19 protein-coding genes are annotated in these 19029 nt (G+C 70.5%); 2 read left to right on the top strand and 17 right to left on the bottom strand.

The features are described 5' to 3' along the window. Positions 1-62: 62 nt before the first annotated feature. Entirely contained in the window at positions 63-1280 is a 1218-nt protein-coding gene (locus ACIBVP_RS16025; RefSeq protein ID WP_396106864.1) for an MFS transporter, read from the top strand. Between the two features lie 33 nt (positions 1281-1313). Here ACIBVP_RS16025 and ACIBVP_RS16020 read toward each other — a convergent pair whose 3' ends face one another. From ACIBVP_RS16020 to ACIBVP_RS15975, 10 genes are all read right to left on the bottom strand, one after another. Further along, on the bottom strand, positions 1314-1661 hold the full coding sequence (locus tag ACIBVP_RS16020; RefSeq protein ID WP_396106863.1) for an Lsr2 family protein: 348 nt from the start codon (positions 1659-1661) through the stop codon (positions 1314-1316). Between the two features lie 126 nt (positions 1662-1787). Continuing rightward, on the bottom strand, positions 1788-3290 hold the full coding sequence (gene lysS / locus ACIBVP_RS16015; RefSeq protein WP_396106862.1) for a lysine--tRNA ligase: 1503 nt from the start codon (positions 3288-3290) through the stop codon (positions 1788-1790). Positions 3291-3614: 324 nt separating this feature from the next. Continuing rightward, complete coding sequence (locus ACIBVP_RS16010) at positions 3615-4103, bottom strand: GNAT family N-acetyltransferase (RefSeq protein ID WP_396106861.1); 489 nt, start codon at positions 4101-4103, stop codon at positions 3615-3617. Then, the gene (locus tag ACIBVP_RS16005) at positions 4100-4876 is read right to left on the bottom strand and encodes a type III pantothenate kinase (protein ID WP_396106860.1); all 777 of its coding nucleotides are present in this window, start codon (positions 4874-4876) and stop codon (positions 4100-4102) included. Before ACIBVP_RS16005 ends, ACIBVP_RS16010 begins: the two co-directional genes overlap by 4 nt. 4 nt (positions 4877-4880) lie before the next feature. Continuing rightward, a complete protein-coding gene (gene panD, locus ACIBVP_RS16000; protein WP_396106859.1) occupies positions 4881-5348 on the bottom strand; it encodes an aspartate 1-decarboxylase in 468 nt (155 codons plus the stop codon). 1 nt (position 5349) lies between these two features. Continuing rightward, complete coding sequence (gene panC / locus ACIBVP_RS15995; RefSeq protein ID WP_396106858.1) at positions 5350-6225, bottom strand: pantoate--beta-alanine ligase; 876 nt, start codon at positions 6223-6225, stop codon at positions 5350-5352. Then, a complete protein-coding gene (locus ACIBVP_RS15990) occupies positions 6222-7115 on the bottom strand; it encodes a Rossmann-like and DUF2520 domain-containing protein (protein ID WP_396106857.1) in 894 nt (297 codons plus the stop codon). Before ACIBVP_RS15990 ends, panC begins: the two co-directional genes overlap by 4 nt. A 37-nt stretch (positions 7116-7152) precedes the next feature. Next, complete coding sequence (locus tag ACIBVP_RS15985; protein WP_396106856.1) at positions 7153-8307, bottom strand: PrsW family intramembrane metalloprotease; 1155 nt, start codon at positions 8305-8307, stop codon at positions 7153-7155. A 263-nt stretch (positions 8308-8570) separates the two neighbouring features. Further along, complete coding sequence (locus ACIBVP_RS15980) at positions 8571-10001, bottom strand: DUF6779 domain-containing protein (RefSeq protein WP_396106855.1); 1431 nt, start codon at positions 9999-10001, stop codon at positions 8571-8573. Positions 10002-10058: 57 nt separating this feature from the next. After that, on the bottom strand, positions 10059-10538 hold the full coding sequence (locus tag ACIBVP_RS15975) for a DUF3180 domain-containing protein (protein ID WP_396106854.1): 480 nt from the start codon (positions 10536-10538) through the stop codon (positions 10059-10061). 51 nt (positions 10539-10589) lie between these two features. On the opposite strand from ACIBVP_RS15975, the gene ACIBVP_RS15970 reads away from it, so the two are divergent. Next, a complete protein-coding gene (locus tag ACIBVP_RS15970) occupies positions 10590-11534 on the top strand; it encodes a MerR family transcriptional regulator (protein ID WP_396106853.1) in 945 nt (314 codons plus the stop codon). 523 nt (positions 11535-12057) lie between these two features. Here the strand turns inward: ACIBVP_RS15970 and folK are convergent. The 7 genes from folK to ACIBVP_RS15935 all read right to left on the bottom strand — a co-directional run bounded on the left by folK (position 12058) and on the right by ACIBVP_RS15935 (position 19019). Further along, a complete protein-coding gene (gene folK, locus ACIBVP_RS15965) occupies positions 12058-12561 on the bottom strand; it encodes a 2-amino-4-hydroxy-6-hydroxymethyldihydropteridine diphosphokinase (RefSeq protein ID WP_396106852.1) in 504 nt (167 codons plus the stop codon). Further along, positions 12558-12932, bottom strand: coding sequence for a dihydroneopterin aldolase (gene folB / locus ACIBVP_RS15960; protein WP_396106851.1), 375 nt, complete (start codon positions 12930-12932; stop codon positions 12558-12560). The genes folK and folB overlap by 4 nt, the downstream gene beginning before the upstream one ends. Continuing rightward, entirely contained in the window at positions 12925-13713 is a 789-nt protein-coding gene (gene folP, locus ACIBVP_RS15955) for a dihydropteroate synthase (protein WP_396106939.1), read from the bottom strand. The genes folB and folP overlap by 8 nt, the downstream gene beginning before the upstream one ends. Positions 13714-13748: 35 nt before the next feature. Further along, on the bottom strand, positions 13749-14369 hold the full coding sequence (folE, locus tag ACIBVP_RS15950; RefSeq protein WP_396106850.1) for a GTP cyclohydrolase I FolE: 621 nt from the start codon (positions 14367-14369) through the stop codon (positions 13749-13751). A 43-nt stretch (positions 14370-14412) separates the two neighbouring features. Beyond that, positions 14413-16737 (bottom strand): ATP-dependent zinc metalloprotease FtsH, encoded by a 2325-nt coding sequence (gene ftsH, locus ACIBVP_RS15945; RefSeq protein ID WP_396106849.1) that lies wholly within the window; start codon positions 16735-16737, stop codon positions 14413-14415. A gap of 184 nt (positions 16738-16921) precedes the next feature. Further along, positions 16922-17665, bottom strand: coding sequence for an ESX secretion-associated protein EspG (locus ACIBVP_RS15940; RefSeq protein WP_396106848.1), 744 nt, complete (start codon positions 17663-17665; stop codon positions 16922-16924). Position 17666: 1 nt separating this feature from the next. After that, complete coding sequence (locus tag ACIBVP_RS15935; protein WP_396106847.1) at positions 17667-19019, bottom strand: hypothetical protein; 1353 nt, start codon at positions 19017-19019, stop codon at positions 17667-17669. Positions 19020-19029 lie beyond the last annotated feature (10 nt).

Genomic DNA, 19029 nt, shown 5'->3' with positions numbered 1-19029 from the left:
TGACCTTACGCCCCTGCACGAAAGAGTGGTGGGAGAACGATCGACCGGCGGAACCTGTGGCCGTGAACGAAAGAGCCACCTTCCGTCAGGTCCTGGCCGTGCCCGTCTACCGCACGGTGTTCCTCACCAGGGCCCTCGCGATCGGTGCCGACACCCTGCGCACGGTCGCCCTGTCCGTGCTGGTCTTCACGGCCACCGGGTCGGCGCTGCTCGGCGCGATGACGTTCGGGGCCTCGTTCCTCCCCCAGGTCGTCGGCGGGCTGGTCATCGGCGCCCTCCCCGACCTGATCCGGCCGCGGCTGTTGATCGTCACCGGCTACTCGCTGGAAGCCGTCGCGGCCGCCCTGCTGGCGCTCGGCGGCATGCCCGTGTGGGCGAGCCTGCTGCTGGTCGCCGGCATCGGGTGCCTCGCGCCGGTGTTCAACGGGACCGCCGGGCGGCTGACCGCCGACGCCCTGTCCGGCGACGCGTTCGTCGTCGGACGCGGCCTGTTCCAGCTGGTCTCGTCGGCCGCGCAGATCATCGGGATGGCAGGCGGCGGGCTGGCGGTCGCGTTCATGGGGCCCGAGACCGCGCTGCTCGTGACCGCGACCTGCCACGCGGTCGCCGCGCTGTGGGCACGGCTGGCGTTGCCGGACCTGCCGGCACCCGGCAGGCAGAGCGAGCGCTCGCTGGTCAGGCAGAGCTTCCACGGCGCACGTGAGCTGCTGGTCGACCCGGCCGTGCGGCGACTGCTGTTCGCGAACTGGCTGCCGCCCGCGTTCGTGATCGGCGGGGAGAGCCTGCTCATCCCGTACGCCGCGCTCGAAGGCTTCCCCGACGGCGCGGCGGGCGTGGTGCTCGCGTGCATCCCCGCCGGGATGTTCGTCGGCAACCTCGTCGTGACCAGGGTGTTCGCGCCGCGGACCAGGGAAAGGGCCGTGCCGCTGCTGGTCGCGCTGCTCGGGCTGCCGCTGGTCCCGTTCGCGTTCGACGTGAACCCGCTGGTCGCCGGAGCGCTGATGGTCGTGCTCGGCTCGGGGTTCGCGTTCGGGGTCGGGCTGCAGGGACGGTTCCGTGACGCGCTGCCCGACGACTCGACCGGGCAGGCGTTCGGGCTGCTGTCCACCGGGCTGATGACGTTGCAGGGTGTCGGGCCGCTGGTGTTCGGCGGGCTGACCGAGGTCGTGCCCGTCGGTGTGGCGATGGCGCTGGCCGGTGTCGCGACGCTCGGCACGGCGGTGTGGATCGCGGTCGCGGTGCGACCGGCCGAAGCGATTACGGCACCGGTTCCCGCCTAATCGAGGAACCGGCGCCGCACGATTGTGTGAATCTCAGGCCTGAGCGTTGTACGCCTCAGCTACTTCCTTCGGGATTCGGCCGCGATCCGAGATGTTCATGCCCTGCTTACGGGCCCACTCACGCATTGCCTGGTTCTGTTCCCGGTCCGCGGAGGCGGTGCGCGGCGCGCGGCCGGCGGCGACCAGCCTGCCCGTGCGCTTACGGCCACCGGACCGGCGCGCGTGCTCGACGAATTCGGAGAGCGCGTCCCGCAACCGCTCGGCATTGTCCTCGGAGAGGTCGATCTCGTAGAACGCCCCGTCCAAACCGAACTCGACGGTCTCCCCCGCCTCAGAACCATCGAGGTCGTCGACCAGGCTAACCGTGACCTTCTGCGCCATCTGCGCCCTCCTCAGGTTTGCGACGCGGGACCGAGCGAACGTGCGTGAGCACATATACGAATACTCTCACTAACCAGCTTAACGCAAATCCGTGATTAGGTTAGTGGTTCCCGCGCCGCGACTTGCTCATTCTGGGCGCACCAGCGGAAACAGGATCGTCTCGCGTATGCCGAGGCCGGTGAGCGCCATGAGCAACCGGTCGATACCCATTCCGACGCCGCCACTCGGGGGCATTCCGTACTCGAGAGCCCGCAGGAAGTCCTCGTCGAGACGCATCGCCTCGTCGTCACCACCTGCCCGCAGACCGGCCTGTTCGGTGAGTCGTTCACGTTCCACGACCGGGTCGACGAGCTCGGAGTATCCGGTGGCGAGCTCGAATCCCCGGACATAGAGATCCCATTTCTCGGCGACACCCTCGATGCTGCGGTGCTGCCGGGTGAGAGGCGACGTCTCGACCGGGAAATCACGCACGAACGTCGGGGCGTAAAGCTTGTCGCCGACCAGGTGCTCCCACAGCTCCTCGACCATCTTGCCGTGGCCGAGCTTCGGATCCACCTCGAGACCGAGGTCGTCGGCGTGCTTGTGCAGCAGCTCGGCGGGCGTTTCCGGGGTGACCTCGCTGCCCAGCGCCTCGGACAGCGACGGGTACATCGACAGGCTGGTCCACTCGCCGGACAGGTCGTACTCCTCGCCGTTCGCCAGCGTGACGACCTCGGTACCGAGCGCTGCGCGCGCGGACTCCTGGACCAGCTCGCGGGTCAGCACGGCCATCGAGTCGTAGGTCTCGTAGGCGGCGTAGAACTCGAGCATCGCGAACTCGGGGGAATGCGATGAATCGCTGCCCTCGTTGCGGAAGTTGCGGTTGATCTCGAAGACCTTCTCGATACCGCCGACCACGCAGCGCTTCAGGAACAGCTCCGGCGCGATACGCAGGTAGAGGTCCATGCTCATCGCGTTCGAGTGTGTGACGAACGGACGCGCGGTGGCACCGCCGTGCTGCGTCTGCAGCATCGGCGTCTCGACCTCGGTGAATCCGCGGTGGTGGAAACTCTCCCGCAAAGCGCGGACCACACCGGCGCGGGTGCGGACCGTTTCGCGGGCCTGCGGACGCAGGATCAGATCGACGTACCGCTGCCGAATGCGGGTTTCCTCGTTCAGGTCCTTGTGCGCGACCGGCAGGGGCCGCAGCGCCTTGGCCGCGATTCGCCACTCGTCGGCGAGAACGGACAGCTCGCCGCGGCGAGACGTGATTACCTCGCCACGCACGAAAACGTGATCACCGATGTCGGCGGTGGCCTTCCACGCGGAAAGCGCGTCTTCGCCGACCTTGTTCAGGCTGAGCATCGCCTGCAGTTCGGTGCCGTCGCCCTCCTGCAGCGTCGCGAAACAGAGCTTGCCCGTATTGCGCAGAAAGATGACGCGACCAGTGACGCCGACCACATCTCCGGTCGAGGTGTCCGGCGCGAGGTCTGAATACTTCTCGCGAATCTGCCCGAGTGAGTGAGTGCGGGGCAGTTCGACGGGATATGGATCGATGCCGTCGGCAAGCAGGCGGGCCCGCTTCTCGCGACGGACCCGAAGCTGCTCAGGAAGGTCGTCGGACTGCGGTTCCTGCGTTTCGTCGGTCACGGTAGAACAGGGTACGGCGTGTGTCGCGCGCGTTAGTTCGGGTGGTATGGCAGACGAACGGGCGCGCTCGGCGTGCCGAACTGACGCGCCGGTTCCCGCAGAAGGTGGTACGCGCCACGCGGCGGCGAGAGGGCCGGCCTCCGGCCCCCGGTTTCCACGCTACGGCATGGCACCGACGGTCACGGCCCGCCGAGCGGGCTTTCGAGGGCGGTGGTCCACAGGTGGCCTCGTTGTCCACAGGTCGCGCTCGCCCGGCCGGTCGTGGTCGGTGCGCGGCGGTAGCGTGGATTCCGGGGGCCGGAGGCCGCGGCGCTCAGAGATCGCTCAGAGATACCGCGCCATGAGCACGTCGTCGACGAGCTGTCCGTCCAGTTCGAACTCGCCGCGCAGGACGCCCTCGACGACGAACCCGCACCGCTCGTACAGGCGTCGCGCACCCGGGTTCTCACCGAGCACACGCAACGTCACCTTCGACGCGCCACGCCTGCCAGCCTCCGCCACCGCGGCCTCGACCAGCGCCCGGCCGACCCCGCGGCCCTGCGCGGCCGGGTCGACCGCCAGCCCGTTGATGCCCAGCACGTGCCGGTGCGACTCGAGCGGGATGTTCTGGTGCACCAGCACGTAACCGCTGACCTTGCCGTCCACCTCGGCGACCAGGTAGTTCTCGCGCTCCGTGCGGTCGTCGAAGAACGACGTGCGGTTTTCCCGTGTCGGCACCGGCGCGGGCGACACGGCCTGGTTCCACGTCGCGAAGTCGATCTCCAGTAACGCCGCGTCGTCCTCGGCGCGGGCGGTGCGGATGTCCACGGTCACCTCGTGTTGCGTTCGAAGACCAGGCGCAGCCCGAGCAGCGTCAGGTCGGGGCGGTGGTCGGTGATCGTCTCGGACTCGTCCACCACGAGCGGCGCGAGGCCACCGGTCGCCATGACCGTGACGTCCCCCGGGTGGGCGGTGCGGTGCAGTTCGTCGACGATGCGGCGCACCAGGCCGTCGACCTGGGCGGTGAAGCCGTACATGATCCCCGACTGCAGGCACTCGACGGTGTTCTTGCCGATCACGGACTTCGGGCGGACCAGCTCGACCTTGCGCAGCGCGGCGGCCCGGGACGCGAGCGCGTCGACCGAGATCTCGATGCCCGGCGCGAACACGCCGCCGAGGAACTCGCCCTTCGCGGAGATCACGTCGATGTTGGTGGACGTGCCGAAGTCGACGACCACGCACGTCGTCTCGTGCAGGTGGTGGGCCGCGAGCGTGTTGATCACGCGGTCGGCGCCGACCTCCTTCGGGTTGTCGACCAGCAGCGGCACCCCGGTCTTCACGCCCGGCTCGACGATCACCCTCGGCACCGCGCGGTAGTAGCGGCCCAGCATGACCCGCAGCTCACGCAACACCGCGGGCACCGTCGAAAGCGCGGACACGCCCGTGATCTCGTCGGCGTGGTCACCGAGCAGCCCGCGCATGGTCAGCGCCAGCTCGTCGGCGGTCATCTGCGGGTCGGTGCGCATGCGCCAGTCGCGGACGAGTTCCTTGCCCGCGTACAGACCCAGCGCGATGTTGGTGTTGCCGACGTCGATCGCGAGCAGCACCGGGTCAGCTCTCCGACTGGAGCAACGCGTCGAGCATCGCAGCGTCGGCGGTCTCCGCGGTGTCGGTGGTCGCGCCGCTCGTCAGACCGTGGCCGTCCGGCACGTACGCGGGCACCGAGCCCTTGTCGACGACCTTGTTGGTCTCGTCCACGAACACCACGCGCGGCCGGTACGCGGCTGCCTCGGCGTTGTCCATCAGCCCGTAGGCGATGAGGATGACGATGTCGCCGGGGTGCACGAGGTGCGCGGCCGCGCCGTTGATGCCGATGACGCCGCTGCCCTGCTCACCGGTGATGACGTAGGTCTCGAGTCTGGCGCCGTTGGTGACGTCGACGATCGTCACCTGCTCACCCTCGAGCAGGTCTGCCGCCTCCATCAGGTCCTGGTCGACGGTCACCGAGCCGACGTAGTGCAGGTCTGCCTGCGTCACGGTCGCCCGGTGGATCTTGGACTTCAGCATCGTGCGGAACATGTCAGTCCTCCCCCTGACCAAGGAACACAGCCGTGTTGTCGATGAGCCGCGTCGTGCCGACCCTGGCCGCCACCAGCAGCCGGGCCTCGCCCCGTTCCGGCGCCGGACCGAGGTCGGCGCCACGCAGCTCCAGGTAGTCGACGTCGACGAGCGGCTCCTTGTCGAGCACGGCCCGCGCGGACTCCAGCACGACCTCGGCGCCACCCGCGCTGACCCTGGCGCCCGCGGCGAGCGCGCCGGACAGCGTGACCGCCGCGCTGCGCTGGTCGTCGGACAGGTAGGCGTTGCGGGACGAGCGAGCGAGCCCGTCGGCGTCCCGCACCACCGGCACGCCGATGATCCGCACGTCGAGGTTGAGGTCGCGCTCCAGCTTCCTGATCAGCGTGAGCTGCTGGTAGTCCTTCTCGCCGAACACCGCGTAGTCGGGCCGGATGATCGTGAACAGCTTGGCCACCACGGTCAGGACGCCCGCGAAGTGACCCGGCCGGGACGCGCCCTCCAGCTCACCACCCAGTGGGCCGGGGTCGATGGTGATCTCCGGGCCGCCCGGGTACATCTCCTCGCGCGAGGGCGTGAACACCAGCTCGACGCGTTCTTCCTCGCAGACCTTCAGGTCGTCGTCGAGGGGGCGCGGGTAGCGGTCGTAGTCCTCGTTCGGCCCGAACTGCAGCGAGTTGACGAAGATCGACGTGGCGAGCACGCAGCCCGGTAGCCGCCGCGCGGTTCGCATGAGCTGGCGGTGCCCGTCGTGCAGGGCGCCCATGGTGGGCACCAGCGCGATCTTGCGGCCGACGGCACGCAACGCGCGCGCGGTCGCCACCATGTCGTTGAGTCCACTGTGGACGTGCAGTTGGCCGGGGGTGAACCTCGGCGTCATCGGCGATCCTCTCGCTCCAGCGCGGCGAACACGTCCGGGGCGAGGTCGGGGCGCAGCAGCCCGCTCTCCTCGGCCCGTTCCGCGGTCCGCGCGGCGAGCGCGCGGTAGGCGGGCAGCATGTCGGGGGCGTTCTCGGTCAGCACCCGCAGGTGCGCCCGCACGGTGCCCGCGTCACCGCGGGCGACGGGCCCGGTCAGCGCGCGGTCGCCGTGGCGCAGCGCGTTGTCGAGCGCGGCGGACAGCAGCGGGCCGAGCATCCGCTCTGGGTTGTCGACACCGGCGCCGCGCAGCAGGTCGGCGGCCTCGGCGACCAGCGTGACCAGGTGGTTCGCGCCGTGGGCCAGCGCCGTGTGGTACAGCGGGCGGGCCGCGTCCGGAACACGGACCGGCTCGGCGCCCATCTCGACGACCAGTGCCTCGCCGACGCTCCAGGCCGCCTCGTCGGAGTCACCGGCGGTGACCCCGAAACAGCAGGTCGTGAGGCGTTCGAGGTCCTCGGCACGGCCGGTGAACGTCATCACCGGGTGCAACGCGAGCGGCAGCGCGCCCTGTTCCTGAGCGGGGGCGAGGACGTCGACGCCGTGGGCGCCGCAGGTGTGGACGACGATCTGCCCCGGCCGCAGCGCACCGGCGACGGCGAGCCCGCGGACCATGCCGGGCAGGGCGTCGTCGGGCAGTGCGAGGAGCACCAGGTCGGCGGCGCGGACCACGTCGTCGGGTGGGAGCAGTGGCACGCCGGGCAGCAGCTCCTCGGCGCGCCGGACGGAGTCGCGGGAGACCCCGGACGCGGCGATGACCGCGTGACCGGCACGCGCGAGCGCCGCACCGAGCACCGCACCGACGCGGCCGGTGGAGACCACCCCGACGGCAAGGCGCGCGGGCCGGTTCATACCGCCTCCCTGAACATCTCCCGGCGAAAGCGTAACTTCACCGCGACGGGGTTCTGGTGGGCAGGTCGGCCTTGGCGGCGTGCAGGACCGTGACGAGACGTGCCTCACGTTCGTGTGCGTCGTGGCCCGCGAGTCCGAGGTGGACGGCGTGCCACAGGAACGCCAGCTCGGTGACCGCCGCCTGGTACGCGGCCACCGCCCGCGACGCGGAGCGGCCTTGCTTGCGTCCCGTCCGGACCCGCCAGTCGCGGCGGGCGGTGAGCGTGACGAGCCGCTTCACGTTGCCGGGGTCGACCCAGCCGCGGTCGACCATCGCGGGCAGCGCACGCGCGACGATCCGCTGCTCGCGGCGGCGGTGCCAGCTGACGAGGAACACGCCGGAGATGAAGATCGGCACCATGACCAGGAAGTAGACGTTGAGGAACGTCTGCGGCGTGCCGAGCGTGGCGGCCGCGTTCCAGAGCGCGTGCAGCAGGACGGCGACGAGGTAACCGGCGAGCGGCGCCCCGATGCGCAGCCAGCGGCTCGACGTCCGCGCGGCGACCCCGATCCCGATGCCGATCATGGCCGTGAACAGCGGGTGCGTGAACGGGGAGAGGACCCCGCGCAGGATGAACGCCGTGACCACGCCGCCCGTGCCCGGGTCGCCGAACCCGTGGTCGGCGAACGCGCGGCCGAAGTAGTAGATGTTCTCGGTGAACGCGAACCCGGCCGCGACGAAGCCCGCGTAGACGACGCCGTCGATCACGCCGTCGAACTCGTCGCGCAGGAAGTACATGATGCCGAGGACGAAGACACCCTTCAGTGCCTCCTCGAACAGCGGCGCGGAGATGATCGCGCTGACCTTGTCGCCACTGCCGTGCCCGAGCAGGGCGTCCCCGACGGCGGCGGCGGTGTTGTTGACCAGCAGCGCGGTGATCGCCGCGACGCTCGCGCCCCACCCGAACGCGAGCCACAGCATGCGCGCGGGCTCCGGCTCCCACCGGTCGATCCACAGCAACGCGGCCACGATCGACCCGACGGGCACCAACGCGGCGACGATCCCGACCAGCTCGGCCAGCAGACCGACCCGCGCGGTCGACAGGGCGAGCAGCGTGAGACCACAGCCCGCGAGGACGACCAACCCGGCGACCGGCAACAAGACGGTCTGCCGACGCGGTGTATGCCGATGCGGCGGCCGGGCTTCGTGCACGGGGTCACCCTAAAGGCTGCCCGCCACACCCGGGTGACCTGACAACCTCCGGTTGTCCACAACGCACCCGGTTATCCACAGCCGACCCCGATCCCCCCAAACCTGTCACCCCCACCCGGTAGGCTGGCAAGGCGGGTGGCCCCCGGGATCGGGTGGGGCTTGAGGTTACGCACTGGGCGCCACGTTTTCGCAGGTCAGAGGCCCTTTGTGAGCAGCTCGAACCGGACCATCGCGTCCGCGAGGTCCTCCAGGGGCAGCGACGTTCAGTCCTCGCGGCGGCGCCTGCGGCGGGGACTCGAGTCGAGTCCGTGGTTGGCGAGCAGCTCGCTCACCGACCGGCCTGCCGAGTGCGACCCGCCCGACTCCTCCGGCCTGCTCATGGACTCCTGCCACGACGGCTGCCCCTCGGCACGGCGCCTGCGCCCGCCGCCCGGCTCCTCGGTCGGCTCGGACCGGCGGCGGCGACCGGTCGGCGCCTCCTCCCGGAACTCGGCGTTGCGCCTGCTCGGACGGTCGGTCAGCGCCGGCTCCGAGGTGCTCTCCGGCTGCGGCTGGACCGGCGGCACGTACGCGCGGCTCGAGTACGTCGGCTCGGGCTCCGGCTGGTTGTACTGCGCGAGCCACGAGGTCTGCTCCGCGGCGCCGCCGACCGGTGCGCCGTCCACCGGTGCCGCGGGCTCCTCGCGCCGCGCCTCCCACGACGGGCCCCACTCCGGCTCGCCGTCGTCCCACCCGGCCGTGGCCCGGCGCGCGGGTGGCGGGTCTGCCGGACGACGGGGCTCGGACCTGCGCGGCTGTTCGGCGCGGCGTTGTACGGCTGCCTGTGTCGGGATCGGACCGGAGTCGGCGAGACCGTCCGGCACGAACCAGCGGTCGGACACCTCCGCCGGGTGTTCCACGAACCGTGTCTGCGCCTCCTGCGGCTGCTTCGCCGCGGCGGGCTTCCCCCGGTCAGGACGCTTCGCCGGCTTCACCGGTTCGGGGGTCGGCCAGTCGGCGCGGGGCGGGCGTTCCGGATTGTGCGGCACCGACGGCGGGCGGGAGTCCGCGGTCTTCGGCGCCGAGCGCGGCGGCTGGGGCTTCTGGTGGACCTCGCGGATCCGCTCGATCAGGTCGGTCTCGGCCTCGCGCACGACCGGCGGGACGACGATGTCGGGCTGCGGTGACCGCGCCGCGGGCAGGCGCTTGACGTCACCGTTCACCGCGATCGACCGGTCGTCGCCGATCGAGCGCATGCGGGTCGACTCGGCACGCAGCGCGTACCGCTCGACGAGGAACTCGCCGCCCAGCAGGCTCTCGAGGGTCTGGCGCATCTTCTGCAGCTCGTCGCGCAGCACCGCGATGTCGTCGCGCGAGTCCTCCTCGGCCTGCCGCTTCGCCTCGGCCGCGACCTCCAGTTCGTACTCGCGGCGTGCGGCGACCTCGCGTTCGAGCTCCAGCTCGTAGATCCGCTGCCGCTCGGTGGCCGCCTCGCGCTGGTCGGTGACCTGTCTGCGGTACTTCGCAGCGAGGAACGCGCCGCCGAGCGCGGCCCACAACGCGGCGACGATGCCGAGGCGCAGCCACCGCTCCTCGTCGGTGAGCACGAGCAGACCGGTCGCCGCGAGAGCGAAGAGCACGGCGCCGGCGAGAAGCACACGCCCACCGGACGAGCCGGCCTCTGGCTCGTCGGAGGAGTCTCGGCGGGCGTTCATGGCACACACCGTACCGGTCCGTTATAAGGACGAGACCATTACGATTCGCAAAGGATGTCAGCCCGGCGAGCCGGAATGCCGCTCGGGTGGCTGATTGTCCTGGTCACGCGGCGTGCGGCAGCACCACTCGAGCCACAAAGCGGCCGCGATCAAGAGTGCGGAACAGGTCACACCGACGACCGTGCTGCGGAAATCGGCGGCCGCGGCCGTGATCTCCGCACGCCTCGGGAGCACGTAGACCCCCAGCCCGACCCACGCCCCGAGCATGATCGCGCCGAGGAGCGACGACGCTTTGGCGAGCGCGACGGCCCGCGCGGCGGTCAAGGGCTGCAGCGGCCTGCCCTCACGCGGGTTGCGGATGCGGGTGCGGAGCGAGAACCCGAGCACCGCCTCGATGACGGCCAGCACGAGCAGCGTGACGCCCGCGAAGGTCGGTATCGCGGGCATCTGTCCATAGAGGACACGCACGAGCAGGTGGACCAGCGCGGCCGTGACGAGCCCGGCTGCGGCCAGATCGCGAGCCCGGGTGAAGTGCATGACGCCACGGTACCGGCGAGAATTGACTCTCCAGTAGGTGGAAGGTTCAGCATGGCGGACATGGGGTTCTTGACGATCGGCGAGCTGGCCAGGCGGACCGGCCTGACCACGCGGACGATCCGCTTCTACTCCGACGAGGGGCTGTTGCCACCCGCGGAGCGCACGCACGCGGGCTACCGCCTGTACGACGGCGAGTCGCTGGCGCGGCTCGAGCTGCTGCGCACGTTGCGTGAGCTCGGGCTCGGCCTGCCGGACGCGTCGGCGGCACTCGCCGGGCGGTCGTCGGTCGCCGACCTGGCCCGCAGGCACGTGAAACTGCTCGACGAGCAGATCCGGGTACTGCGCCTGCGGCGGGCCGTCCTCCGCGCGATCGCGAGAACCGACGCCGAACTGGACGAGGTGAGACTGATGAAGAACCTGGCGACGATGACCGACGAGGAACGCGCCGCGCTGATCGACGACTTCTGGGACGAGGTGACGGCCGGCCTGGACATGCACCCGGACTTCGAAACGGGCATGCGCTCCGCGAAACCCGTGCTGCCGGACGACCCGAGCCCGGAGCAGCTGGAGGCGTGGATCGAGCTGGCGGAACTGGTGCGGGACAAGGACTTCCGCGCCAGCATCCGCGCGATGAGCGAGGCCTCGGTCGCGGCGAGGGAGGCGGGCGAGCCGGTCGGCGAACCGACCGCGAAGGCGAAGGAGCAGTGGCTGTCGTGGTCGACTCGTGCCGCGGCGGCCCGTGAGGCGGGCGAGGAACCGACGGCGGCGACCGCACAGGAACTGGCCGCGGAGATCGTCGAGGCGTTCGGCACGTCCCGCGAGGACGCGGCAACCCGCATCGAACAGGGCACGGACGCCCGCGCAGAGCGCTACTGGCAACTGATGGCGACGATCAACGGCTGGCCGCAGTGGCCAGCCCAGGTCCCAAACGCGAAGTGGCTGTCCGCAGCCCTACGCACAGAACCCCACCCCCGCGAGTCGCGCCCCCGCGCATAGCGAGTCACGCTCTCAAACACCGCGAGTCGCGCGCCCGGACATGCCGAGTTGTCGGTCTCATGCAGACGGCACGTGCACGAATCCGACAACTCGATACGCCCGAGAACGCGACTCGCGTGCCCTGGGCATCGCGAGTCGCGCTCTCGGACATCGTGAGTTGTCGGGTTCGTGCAGGTGCCACGCCCGCCGACATGCACGAAACTGACAACTCGATGTGCGCGGGAGCGCGACTCGCCATGTCTGGGAACGCGACTCGCGATGTCTCGGTACGCGAGTCGCGCTCTCAGACATGATGAGTTGTCGGGTTCGTGCTGATGCCACGCCCGCCGACATGCACCAAACCAACAACTCGATGTGCGCGGGAGCGCGACTCGCCGTGTCTGGGAACGCGACTCGCCGTGTCTCGGTACGCGAGTCGCGTTCTCGGGCAGGGTGAGTTGTCGGGTTCGTGCAGGTGTCGGGCTGGCCGATATATGCACGAAACTGACTACTCGATGTGTGCGGGAGCGCGACTCGCGGGGTGTCAGGTGGGGTGGGTTAGGTTTAGGTCTTTGCGTTCGTGGACTGCTGCTCGGTCGGTTTCGGGGAGTGCGGCCAGTAGGTCGGTTGCTCGGCCGTGGCCTGGGAGTTCCGCGTTCGGCTCTATCGCCAGCCACGGGATCAGCACCGTCGCCCTTGTCGGGGTGCCGGGGTGTGGGAGCAGCAGGTCGGGGTGGTCGCTTGTCACCCCGTCCACCGTGATCACGTCCACGTCCAGTGTGCGTGGGCCCCAGCGTTGGTCACGGACCCGGTTCGCTGCCGCCTCCAGGGCCTGTCCCCTGCGCAGCCAGCCCCACTCGTCGACGTCCGGAGACGAGACCACCAGCACCGCGTTCAGGAAGTCCGGCTGGTCAGTCACGCCCCACGGCGCCGTCTCGTACACCGGGGACGCCTTCTCCAGCACGTCCGCGAAACCCTCGACCGCCAGTCGCAGGAACGCCAGCCGATCGCCCATGTTGGAGCCCAGCGACAGGACCGCGCGGGTCATCCCATGCGCTTCCGGGACCGGCGGACCGTGACCGCCACGTCGGCGAACGTCAGCGGGATCGGGGCGTCCGGCTTGTGGATCGTGACCTCCACCGCGTGCAGGCGCTCGTCCCAGCGCATGACGTCCTCCGCGACCTCCGTGCCGACCGTTTCGATCAGGTCGCGCGGTTCACCGCCGACGATCGCGGCCACGCGCGAGGCCAGCGCACCGTAGTCCAGGGTGTGCTTCAGGTCGTCGGTCGCCGCGGCCTGCGCCAGTTCCAGCCACACGGTCACGTCGACCACGAAGTCCTGGCCGTCGCGTTTCTCGTGGTCGAAGACGCCGTGGTGGCCGCGTACGCGCAGGCCTGTCAGCGTGATCCGGTCAGCCAAGTGCCTCAACCACCTTCACCGCGTCCAGCGAACGCCGGACGTCGTGTACCCGGACGCCCCACGCGCCCGCCCTCGCCACCAGCGCCGAGATCGCCGCGGTCGCGTCCTCGCGGCCGTCGGGCGACCGGGGGACACCGTCCTTGTCCGCCAGCAACGTGCCCAGAAAACGTTTGCGGGACGCGCCGACCAGCACCGGGAAGCCCAGCGCCAGCAGCACGTCCAGGCGACGCAGCAGCGCCCAGTTGTGGTCGCCCTTCTTCGCGAACCCCAGCCCCGGGTCCAACACCAGTGCGTCCGACGACACTCCTGCCGCCAACGCGGCGTCCACGCGGGCCGACAGCTCGTCGCGCACGTCGGTGACCACGTCGTCGTACTTCGCGAGCGCGTACATGTCCTTCGAGTAGCCGCGCCAGTGCATCAGGATCCACGGCACGCCGGCCTCCGCGACCACACGTGCCATGTCCGGGTCGGCCAGGCCGCCGGACACGTCGTTCACGATGGCCGCGCCCGCCTCGATCGCCGCCGCCGCGACCCGCGCCCGGGTCGTGTCCACGGACACCGCGACGCCGGTCGACGCCAGGTCACGGATCACCGGGCGGACACGGGAGATCTCCACGTCCGGGTCGACGCGGTCCGCGCCGGGACGGGTCGACTCGCCGCCCACGTCCACCAGGTCGGCGCCGTCGGACCACATCTCGAGGCCGTGGGCGAGCGCGTCGTCGAGGTTCAGGTAGCGGCCACCGTCGGAGAACGAGTCCGGGGTGACGTTCAGGACGCCCATCACCGCGCAACGGCCGGGGTCGGGCAGCGCGGTGATCACCGGATGCGCCCGTTGATCAGGGCGAGCGCCTCGGACCGGGACGTCGACGACGAACGGAACAGGCCGCGCACCGCCGACGTCGTGGTGCGGGCACCCGGTTTGCGGATGCCGCGCATCGCCATGCACAGGTGCTCGGCCTCGACCACCACGATCGCGCCGCGGGGTTCGAGCTTCTTCTCGATGGCGTCGGCGATCTGCGACGTGAGCCGCTCCTGCACCTGCGGGCGCTTCGCGTACAGGTCGACCAGCCGTGCCAGCTTGGACAGGCCGGTGACCTTGCCCTGCTCGTTCGGGATGTAGCCGACGTGCGCCACGCCGTGGAACGGCACCAGGTGGTGCTCGCACGTCGAGTACATGGGGATGTCGGTGACCAGCACCAGTTCGTCGTGGCACTCGTCGAACGTCCGGTCGAGCACCACGTCGGGGTCGGTGTACAGGCCCGCGAACATCTCCAGGTACGCCCTGGCCACGCGGGCCGGGGTGTCCTGCAGGCCTTCGCGGTCCGGGTTCTCGCCGCACGCGATCAGCAGCTCCCGGACCGCCTTCTCGGCCCGTTCCTGGTCGAACACCGACCCGCCGGTGTACAGCGGGCCCCTGCGGGACCCGTTAGACGTCACAGCTCGCCTCCGGTCGCCGTACGGGTCCACCTAGGACCGCGTCTCAGCGACCACTATCCCATTCGGGACCGTCACGGCGATCGTCACGCCGGTCGTCACGGCGTTCGGAGCCATCGGGTCGTTGCTGGTCGGACGGGCCCGGCTGCGGCTGATCCCACGACGGGCGCCACGGCTGGTTGTTGCCGGGCGGCTGGGTCGCGGGCGTCCACCCGGGCGGGGCGCCGTAGTTCGGCGGGCCCGAGCTGCCCGGCGGCGGGTACGGCTGGCCGTAACCACCGGGCCGAGGACTGGGCTGCGGCAGGCCGTTGGGGCCCGCGCCGTTGCCGCCCGGGGGCTCCGGGTTCGGCCGCGGCGGACCGCCGGGCAGGTCCGCACCACCGGGGGCGGTGCGCACCGGCGTGGGCGCCTCCTCCTGGACCGGCGGCCACGGCTCGCCACGTTCCTTCGCCAGCTCGCCGGGGGTCTTGATCGGCGGCTTGTCCGACGGCGTGCGGCCGCCGAACTCGTTGAACGCCGTGATCCTCGGCCGCTTCTCGACGCCGGAGAAGATCCGCTCCAGGTCCTTGCGCTGCAGCGTCTCCTTCTCGAGCAGCTCCATCACGAGGTTGTCGAGGATGTCGCGGTAAGTGTTGAGCACGTCCCACGCCTCGGTGTGCGCGGCCTCGATGAGCTTGCGCACCTCCTCGTCGATCTCGTGCGCGACCTCGAGGGAGTAGTCCGGCGCGTGGCCCATCGAGCGGCCCAGGAACGGGTCACCGTCGTCCTTGCCGTACTTGACCGCGCCGAGCCGGGCGGACATGCCGTACTCGGTCACCATCGCCTTGGCGATCTTGGTGGCCTGCTCGATGTCCGACGACGCGCCGGTGGTCGGCTCGTGGAACACCAGTTCCTCGGCGGAGCGGCCGCCGAGCGCGAACACCAGCCGGGCGATCATCTCGGAGCGGGTCATGAGCTGCTTGTCGTCCTCGGGGACGACGAGCGCGTGCCCGCCGGTTCTGCCGCGCGGCAGGATCGTCAGCTTGTAGACCGGCTCCAGGTCCGGCATGGCCCACGCGGCGAGCGCGTGCCCGCCCTCGTGGTAGGCGGTGATCTTCTTCTCCTTCTCGGAGATGATCCGGCTCTTGCGTGCCGGGCCGCCGATCACCCGGTCGACCGACTCCTCCAGCGCGACACCGTTGATCGTGGTGCCGTTCGTGCGCGCGGTGAGCAGCGCGGCCTCGTTGATGACGTTGGCGAGGTCGGCGCCGGACATGCCGACGGTGCGCTTCGCGAGGCTGTGCAGGTCGACGTCCGGGTCGAGCGGCTTGCCCTTCGAGTGCACCTCGAGGATCTTCTTGCGGCCCATCAGGTCCGGCGCGGAGACCGGGATCTGCCGGTCGAACCGGCCGGGGCGCAGCAGCGCCGGGTCGAGGATGTCCGGGCGGTTGGTGGCGGCGATCAGGATGATGCCGCCGCGCGCGTCGAACCCGTCCATCTCGACGAGCAGCTGGTTCAGCGTCTGCTCGCGTTCGTCGTGACCACCGCCGAGGCCGGCGCCACGCTGGCGGCCGACCGCGTCGATCTCGTCGACGAAGATGATGCAGGGAGCGTTCTGCTTCGCCTGCTCGAACAGGTCGCGGACACGGCTCGCGCCGACACCCACGAACATCTCGACGAAGTCCGAGCCGGAGATCGAGTAGAACGGGACGCCCGCCTCACCCGCGACCGCGCGGGCCAGCAGCGTCTTACCGGTGCCGGGCGGGCCGTACAGCAGCACGCCCTTCGGGATCTTCGCGCCCAGCGCCTGGTAGCGGCCCGGGTTCTGCAGGAAGTCCTTGATCTCGTACAGCTCTTCGACGGCCTCGTCCGCGCCCGCGACGTCCGCGAACGTCGTCTTCGGCATGTCCTTCGGCAGCTGCTTGGCGCGCGACTTGCCGAAGTTCATCACCCGGTTCCCGCCGCCCTGGACGTTGTTCATCATCCACATGAGCAGCAGGAGCAGCAGCCCCAGCGGGATCAGGAAGATCAGGATCTGGGTGAGGAAGTTCTCCTGCGTGACCGTGGTGTTGAACTCGGTCTTGTTCTCGACCTGGTCCTCGAGCTGCCGGTAGATGTCGCCCGTCGCGGCGGCCGGGAACTGCGTGATGATCTGGGTGACCTTCTGACCGTCCTGGTCGATCGGGTCCTTCAGAGTCAGCTTGAGGCGCTGTTCCTTGTCTTCCAGCTCCGCCTTCTCGACGTTGCCGCTCGTCACCTGCGTGACGGCCTTCGAGGTCGGGACCTCGGTATAGCCGCGGGTGTCGTCGAACAGCATGCTGATCAAGAAGTAGAGCAGCAACACCACCAGGATCCACACCAGCGGGTTGCGAAGCAGGCGCTTGCGGTCCATCAACTTACGGCCGCGGCGCGGCCCGACCCTCCCTGACAGCATGTGATACCTGGCCGGACGAGGCACTCCGGTCCAACCAGGGTACCGCCCATGGGTGGGCACCCACTCCGCGAAGTGCGAGAGAGGTGCCTACCCAGGTCCAACGGCGGACGGGCCGAATCGGTTCCCGAGCTGTATGCGCTGGTCAGCCGGTGACGGACGCCACCATCTCGCCGATGCGGTGACGCAGGGTGGCCGCGTCCGCCGGTGCGATCGTCACCCAGTCGTTCTTCGTCTGCGTCAGGTACCGACCCGACTCGTTGTCGAACCACGACAGCACCGGGCTGCGGCGGCGGCCACGCATGTCGGTGCGGCTGTTCGCGGCGATCTGCCCGCCGCGCTGGTTCGGCATGGCGTTCAGCTTGGCCAGCGCCTTGCGGGTCTCCTGGTCGCTCGTCCGGCCGGCAGGCGCGTTCCGGGCGCCCGCCACGGCCAGCTCGTTCGACGGGAGCGAGATCGAGATCTCGGTGCCGCGCCGCGCGGGCGGCAGCATCCCGACGATCGCGGACACCAGCCCGTCACGCGGGACCGATCGCAGCCGCAGACCGTTCCTCTGCTGCACCGCCAGCACCGCCGACCCACGCCCGCCCGCGGCGATCGCCGCCACCGACTCCGCGCCGGTGTCGGGCAGGAACACCGAGTCGATGCTCAGTTCGGGGTTCGCGAGCGCCAGCAACCACTCCTCGAACTGCGGCTCGAGCCGGCCGGACCGGTCGAGGAGCTGCTCCGCGACCAGGTCCTCCCGGATCCGCCGCCGCAGCATGGCGCGACTGTCGACCGTCGCGCCATGCGCCTGGATCTCGAGCGGGTATGGCGGTTCACCCGCGTCCAGGGCCTCCCACAGGAAGTCGAGGGCGATGGGGCTGATCAGCCGTTCCTGCTGCCGCACGTCACTCGTCGTCCCCGCCGATGACCGCGGGCGCGGTCAGCTGGTCGCTGCCGAAGGTGCTCTCCGGGTCGCCCTCGACGAGGTACGCGGGACGGTCGTGCTCCTGGTCCTCCTCGCGGTCGCCCTTGCCGCGCGGAGCACCGGCCATGCCGCCGCCCGCGCCACCGCGACCACCCGCGGCGGTCATGCCGCTGGGCGTCATACCCCTCGGCCCGGCCGGGTTCGCGTTGCCCGCCCCGGAGCCGCCCGCCGCGCCACCGGCGCCGCCCGCGCCACCGCCGAAGCTGCCGAACCCGGCGCCGAACCCACCGGCCCCCGCACCCGGCACGTTCGCGGACGGCGTACCGCCGACCGGCGGACCACCCGGCCCGAACGAGGTCGGCGGCGGCGTTCCGGGGTTGTAGCCGGAGGTGCCGGTGCCGAGGCCACCGGGGACCGGGGCGTAGCCGGACTGGTCGGTCGAGCCGTCGTTGTCGAAGAAGCCGTGCCCCGAGCCCGGCGCGATGCCGCCGGTGTGCGGGCCCGTCGGCGCGCCGGTGGTCGTGTCACCGCGGCTGTAGAGGGAGGGGTCGTTCGTGCCGGGGATCGAGACGGAGCCGCCGGAGAAGCCACCCCCGCCGCCACCACCGCCGCCGATCCGCTCCTTGGGCGGCACGAAGGACGGCGTCTGTTCGTCGACGGCGGACAGGGCTTGCGTGTAGGCGTTCAGGTAGGAGACCTGCTCCCGCTTGACCGCGTCGGCGGCGTCCTTCTGGGCTTTCATGTCGGCCTGCATGGCAGCGGGCCCACCAGCGAGCATCGCGTTGAGCGACTGGTCGCTGTTGAACTCCTTCGGCGGCGGCAGCTTGCGCACCTCGGTCGCCGCCATGGACTGCTGCGACATCTGGACGCCCATCATCTGCGCGGTCTGCCCCGCGACACCAGCCGCCTGGGCGAGGGGCGAGAGCGCTGCCTTGGCCGAGTCCGCCGCGACGCCGGACCAGGCGCCGTCGAGCGCGTTCACGGCTTCGTAGAGGGCGTTGGCCGCCTCGGCCAGGTTGTTGCCGCCGTCGTTGAACGCGCGACCGAGGTTGTCGGCCGTGGTCGGGTCGTTGTCCACGGTGGCGGCCTGGTGCAGGGCCGTGCTGCTGTACCCGTCCCAGTGCGGGGGGTCCCCGATGGCGCGGTCGTCCCCCATCCGCACCTCGGGCGCCAGCTCAGCGGTCCTGTTCTCGTTGATCGACTGCTGGATCTCCTGCGTCGTCGACCGGTCCTCGTCGGGCATGTGGTTCATGACCCGCCGGACATCGGCAGCCTGATCACCCGAGTACTGATGCGTGTCGTAGTGCGGTTGCTGTTCGTTGTTCGGTGCCATGTGGTGGTCC

It is taken from the genome of Actinophytocola sp. NPDC049390 (assembly GCF_044466355.1).
Lineage (GTDB): Bacteria > Actinomycetota > Actinomycetes > Mycobacteriales > Pseudonocardiaceae > Actinophytocola.
This window is presented reverse-complemented; position numbering and strand designations above follow the sequence as displayed.

Coding starts and splice junctions, on each gene's coding strand:
- ACIBVP_RS16020 (WP_396106863.1), bottom strand. CDS start 1,661: ATGGCGCAGAAGGTCACGGTTAGCCTGGTCGACGACCTCGATGGTTCT.
- panD (WP_396106859.1), bottom strand. CDS start 5,348: ATGTTCCGCACGATGCTGAAGTCCAAGATCCACCGGGCGACCGTGACG.
- panC (WP_396106858.1), bottom strand. CDS start 6,225: ATGACGCCGAGGTTCACCCCCGGCCAACTGCACGTCCACAGTGGACTC.
- ACIBVP_RS15990 (WP_396106857.1), bottom strand. CDS start 7,115: ATGAACCGGCCCGCGCGCCTTGCCGTCGGGGTGGTCTCCACCGGCCGC.
- ACIBVP_RS15980 (WP_396106855.1), bottom strand. CDS start 10,001: ATGAACGCCCGCCGAGACTCCTCCGACGAGCCAGAGGCCGGCTCGTCC.
- ACIBVP_RS15975 (WP_396106854.1), bottom strand. CDS start 10,538: ATGCACTTCACCCGGGCTCGCGATCTGGCCGCAGCCGGGCTCGTCACG.
- ACIBVP_RS15970 (WP_396106853.1), top strand. CDS start 10,590: ATGGCGGACATGGGGTTCTTGACGATCGGCGAGCTGGCCAGGCGGACC.
- folK (WP_396106852.1), bottom strand. CDS start 12,561: ATGACCCGCGCGGTCCTGTCGCTGGGCTCCAACATGGGCGATCGGCTG.
- folP (WP_396106939.1), bottom strand. CDS start 13,713: ATGGGCGTCCTGAACGTCACCCCGGACTCGTTCTCCGACGGTGGCCGC.
- ftsH (WP_396106849.1), bottom strand. CDS start 16,737: ATGGACCGCAAGCGCCTGCTTCGCAACCCGCTGGTGTGGATCCTGGTG.
- ACIBVP_RS15935 (WP_396106847.1), bottom strand. CDS start 19,019: ATGGCACCGAACAACGAACAGCAACCGCACTACGACACGCATCAGTAC.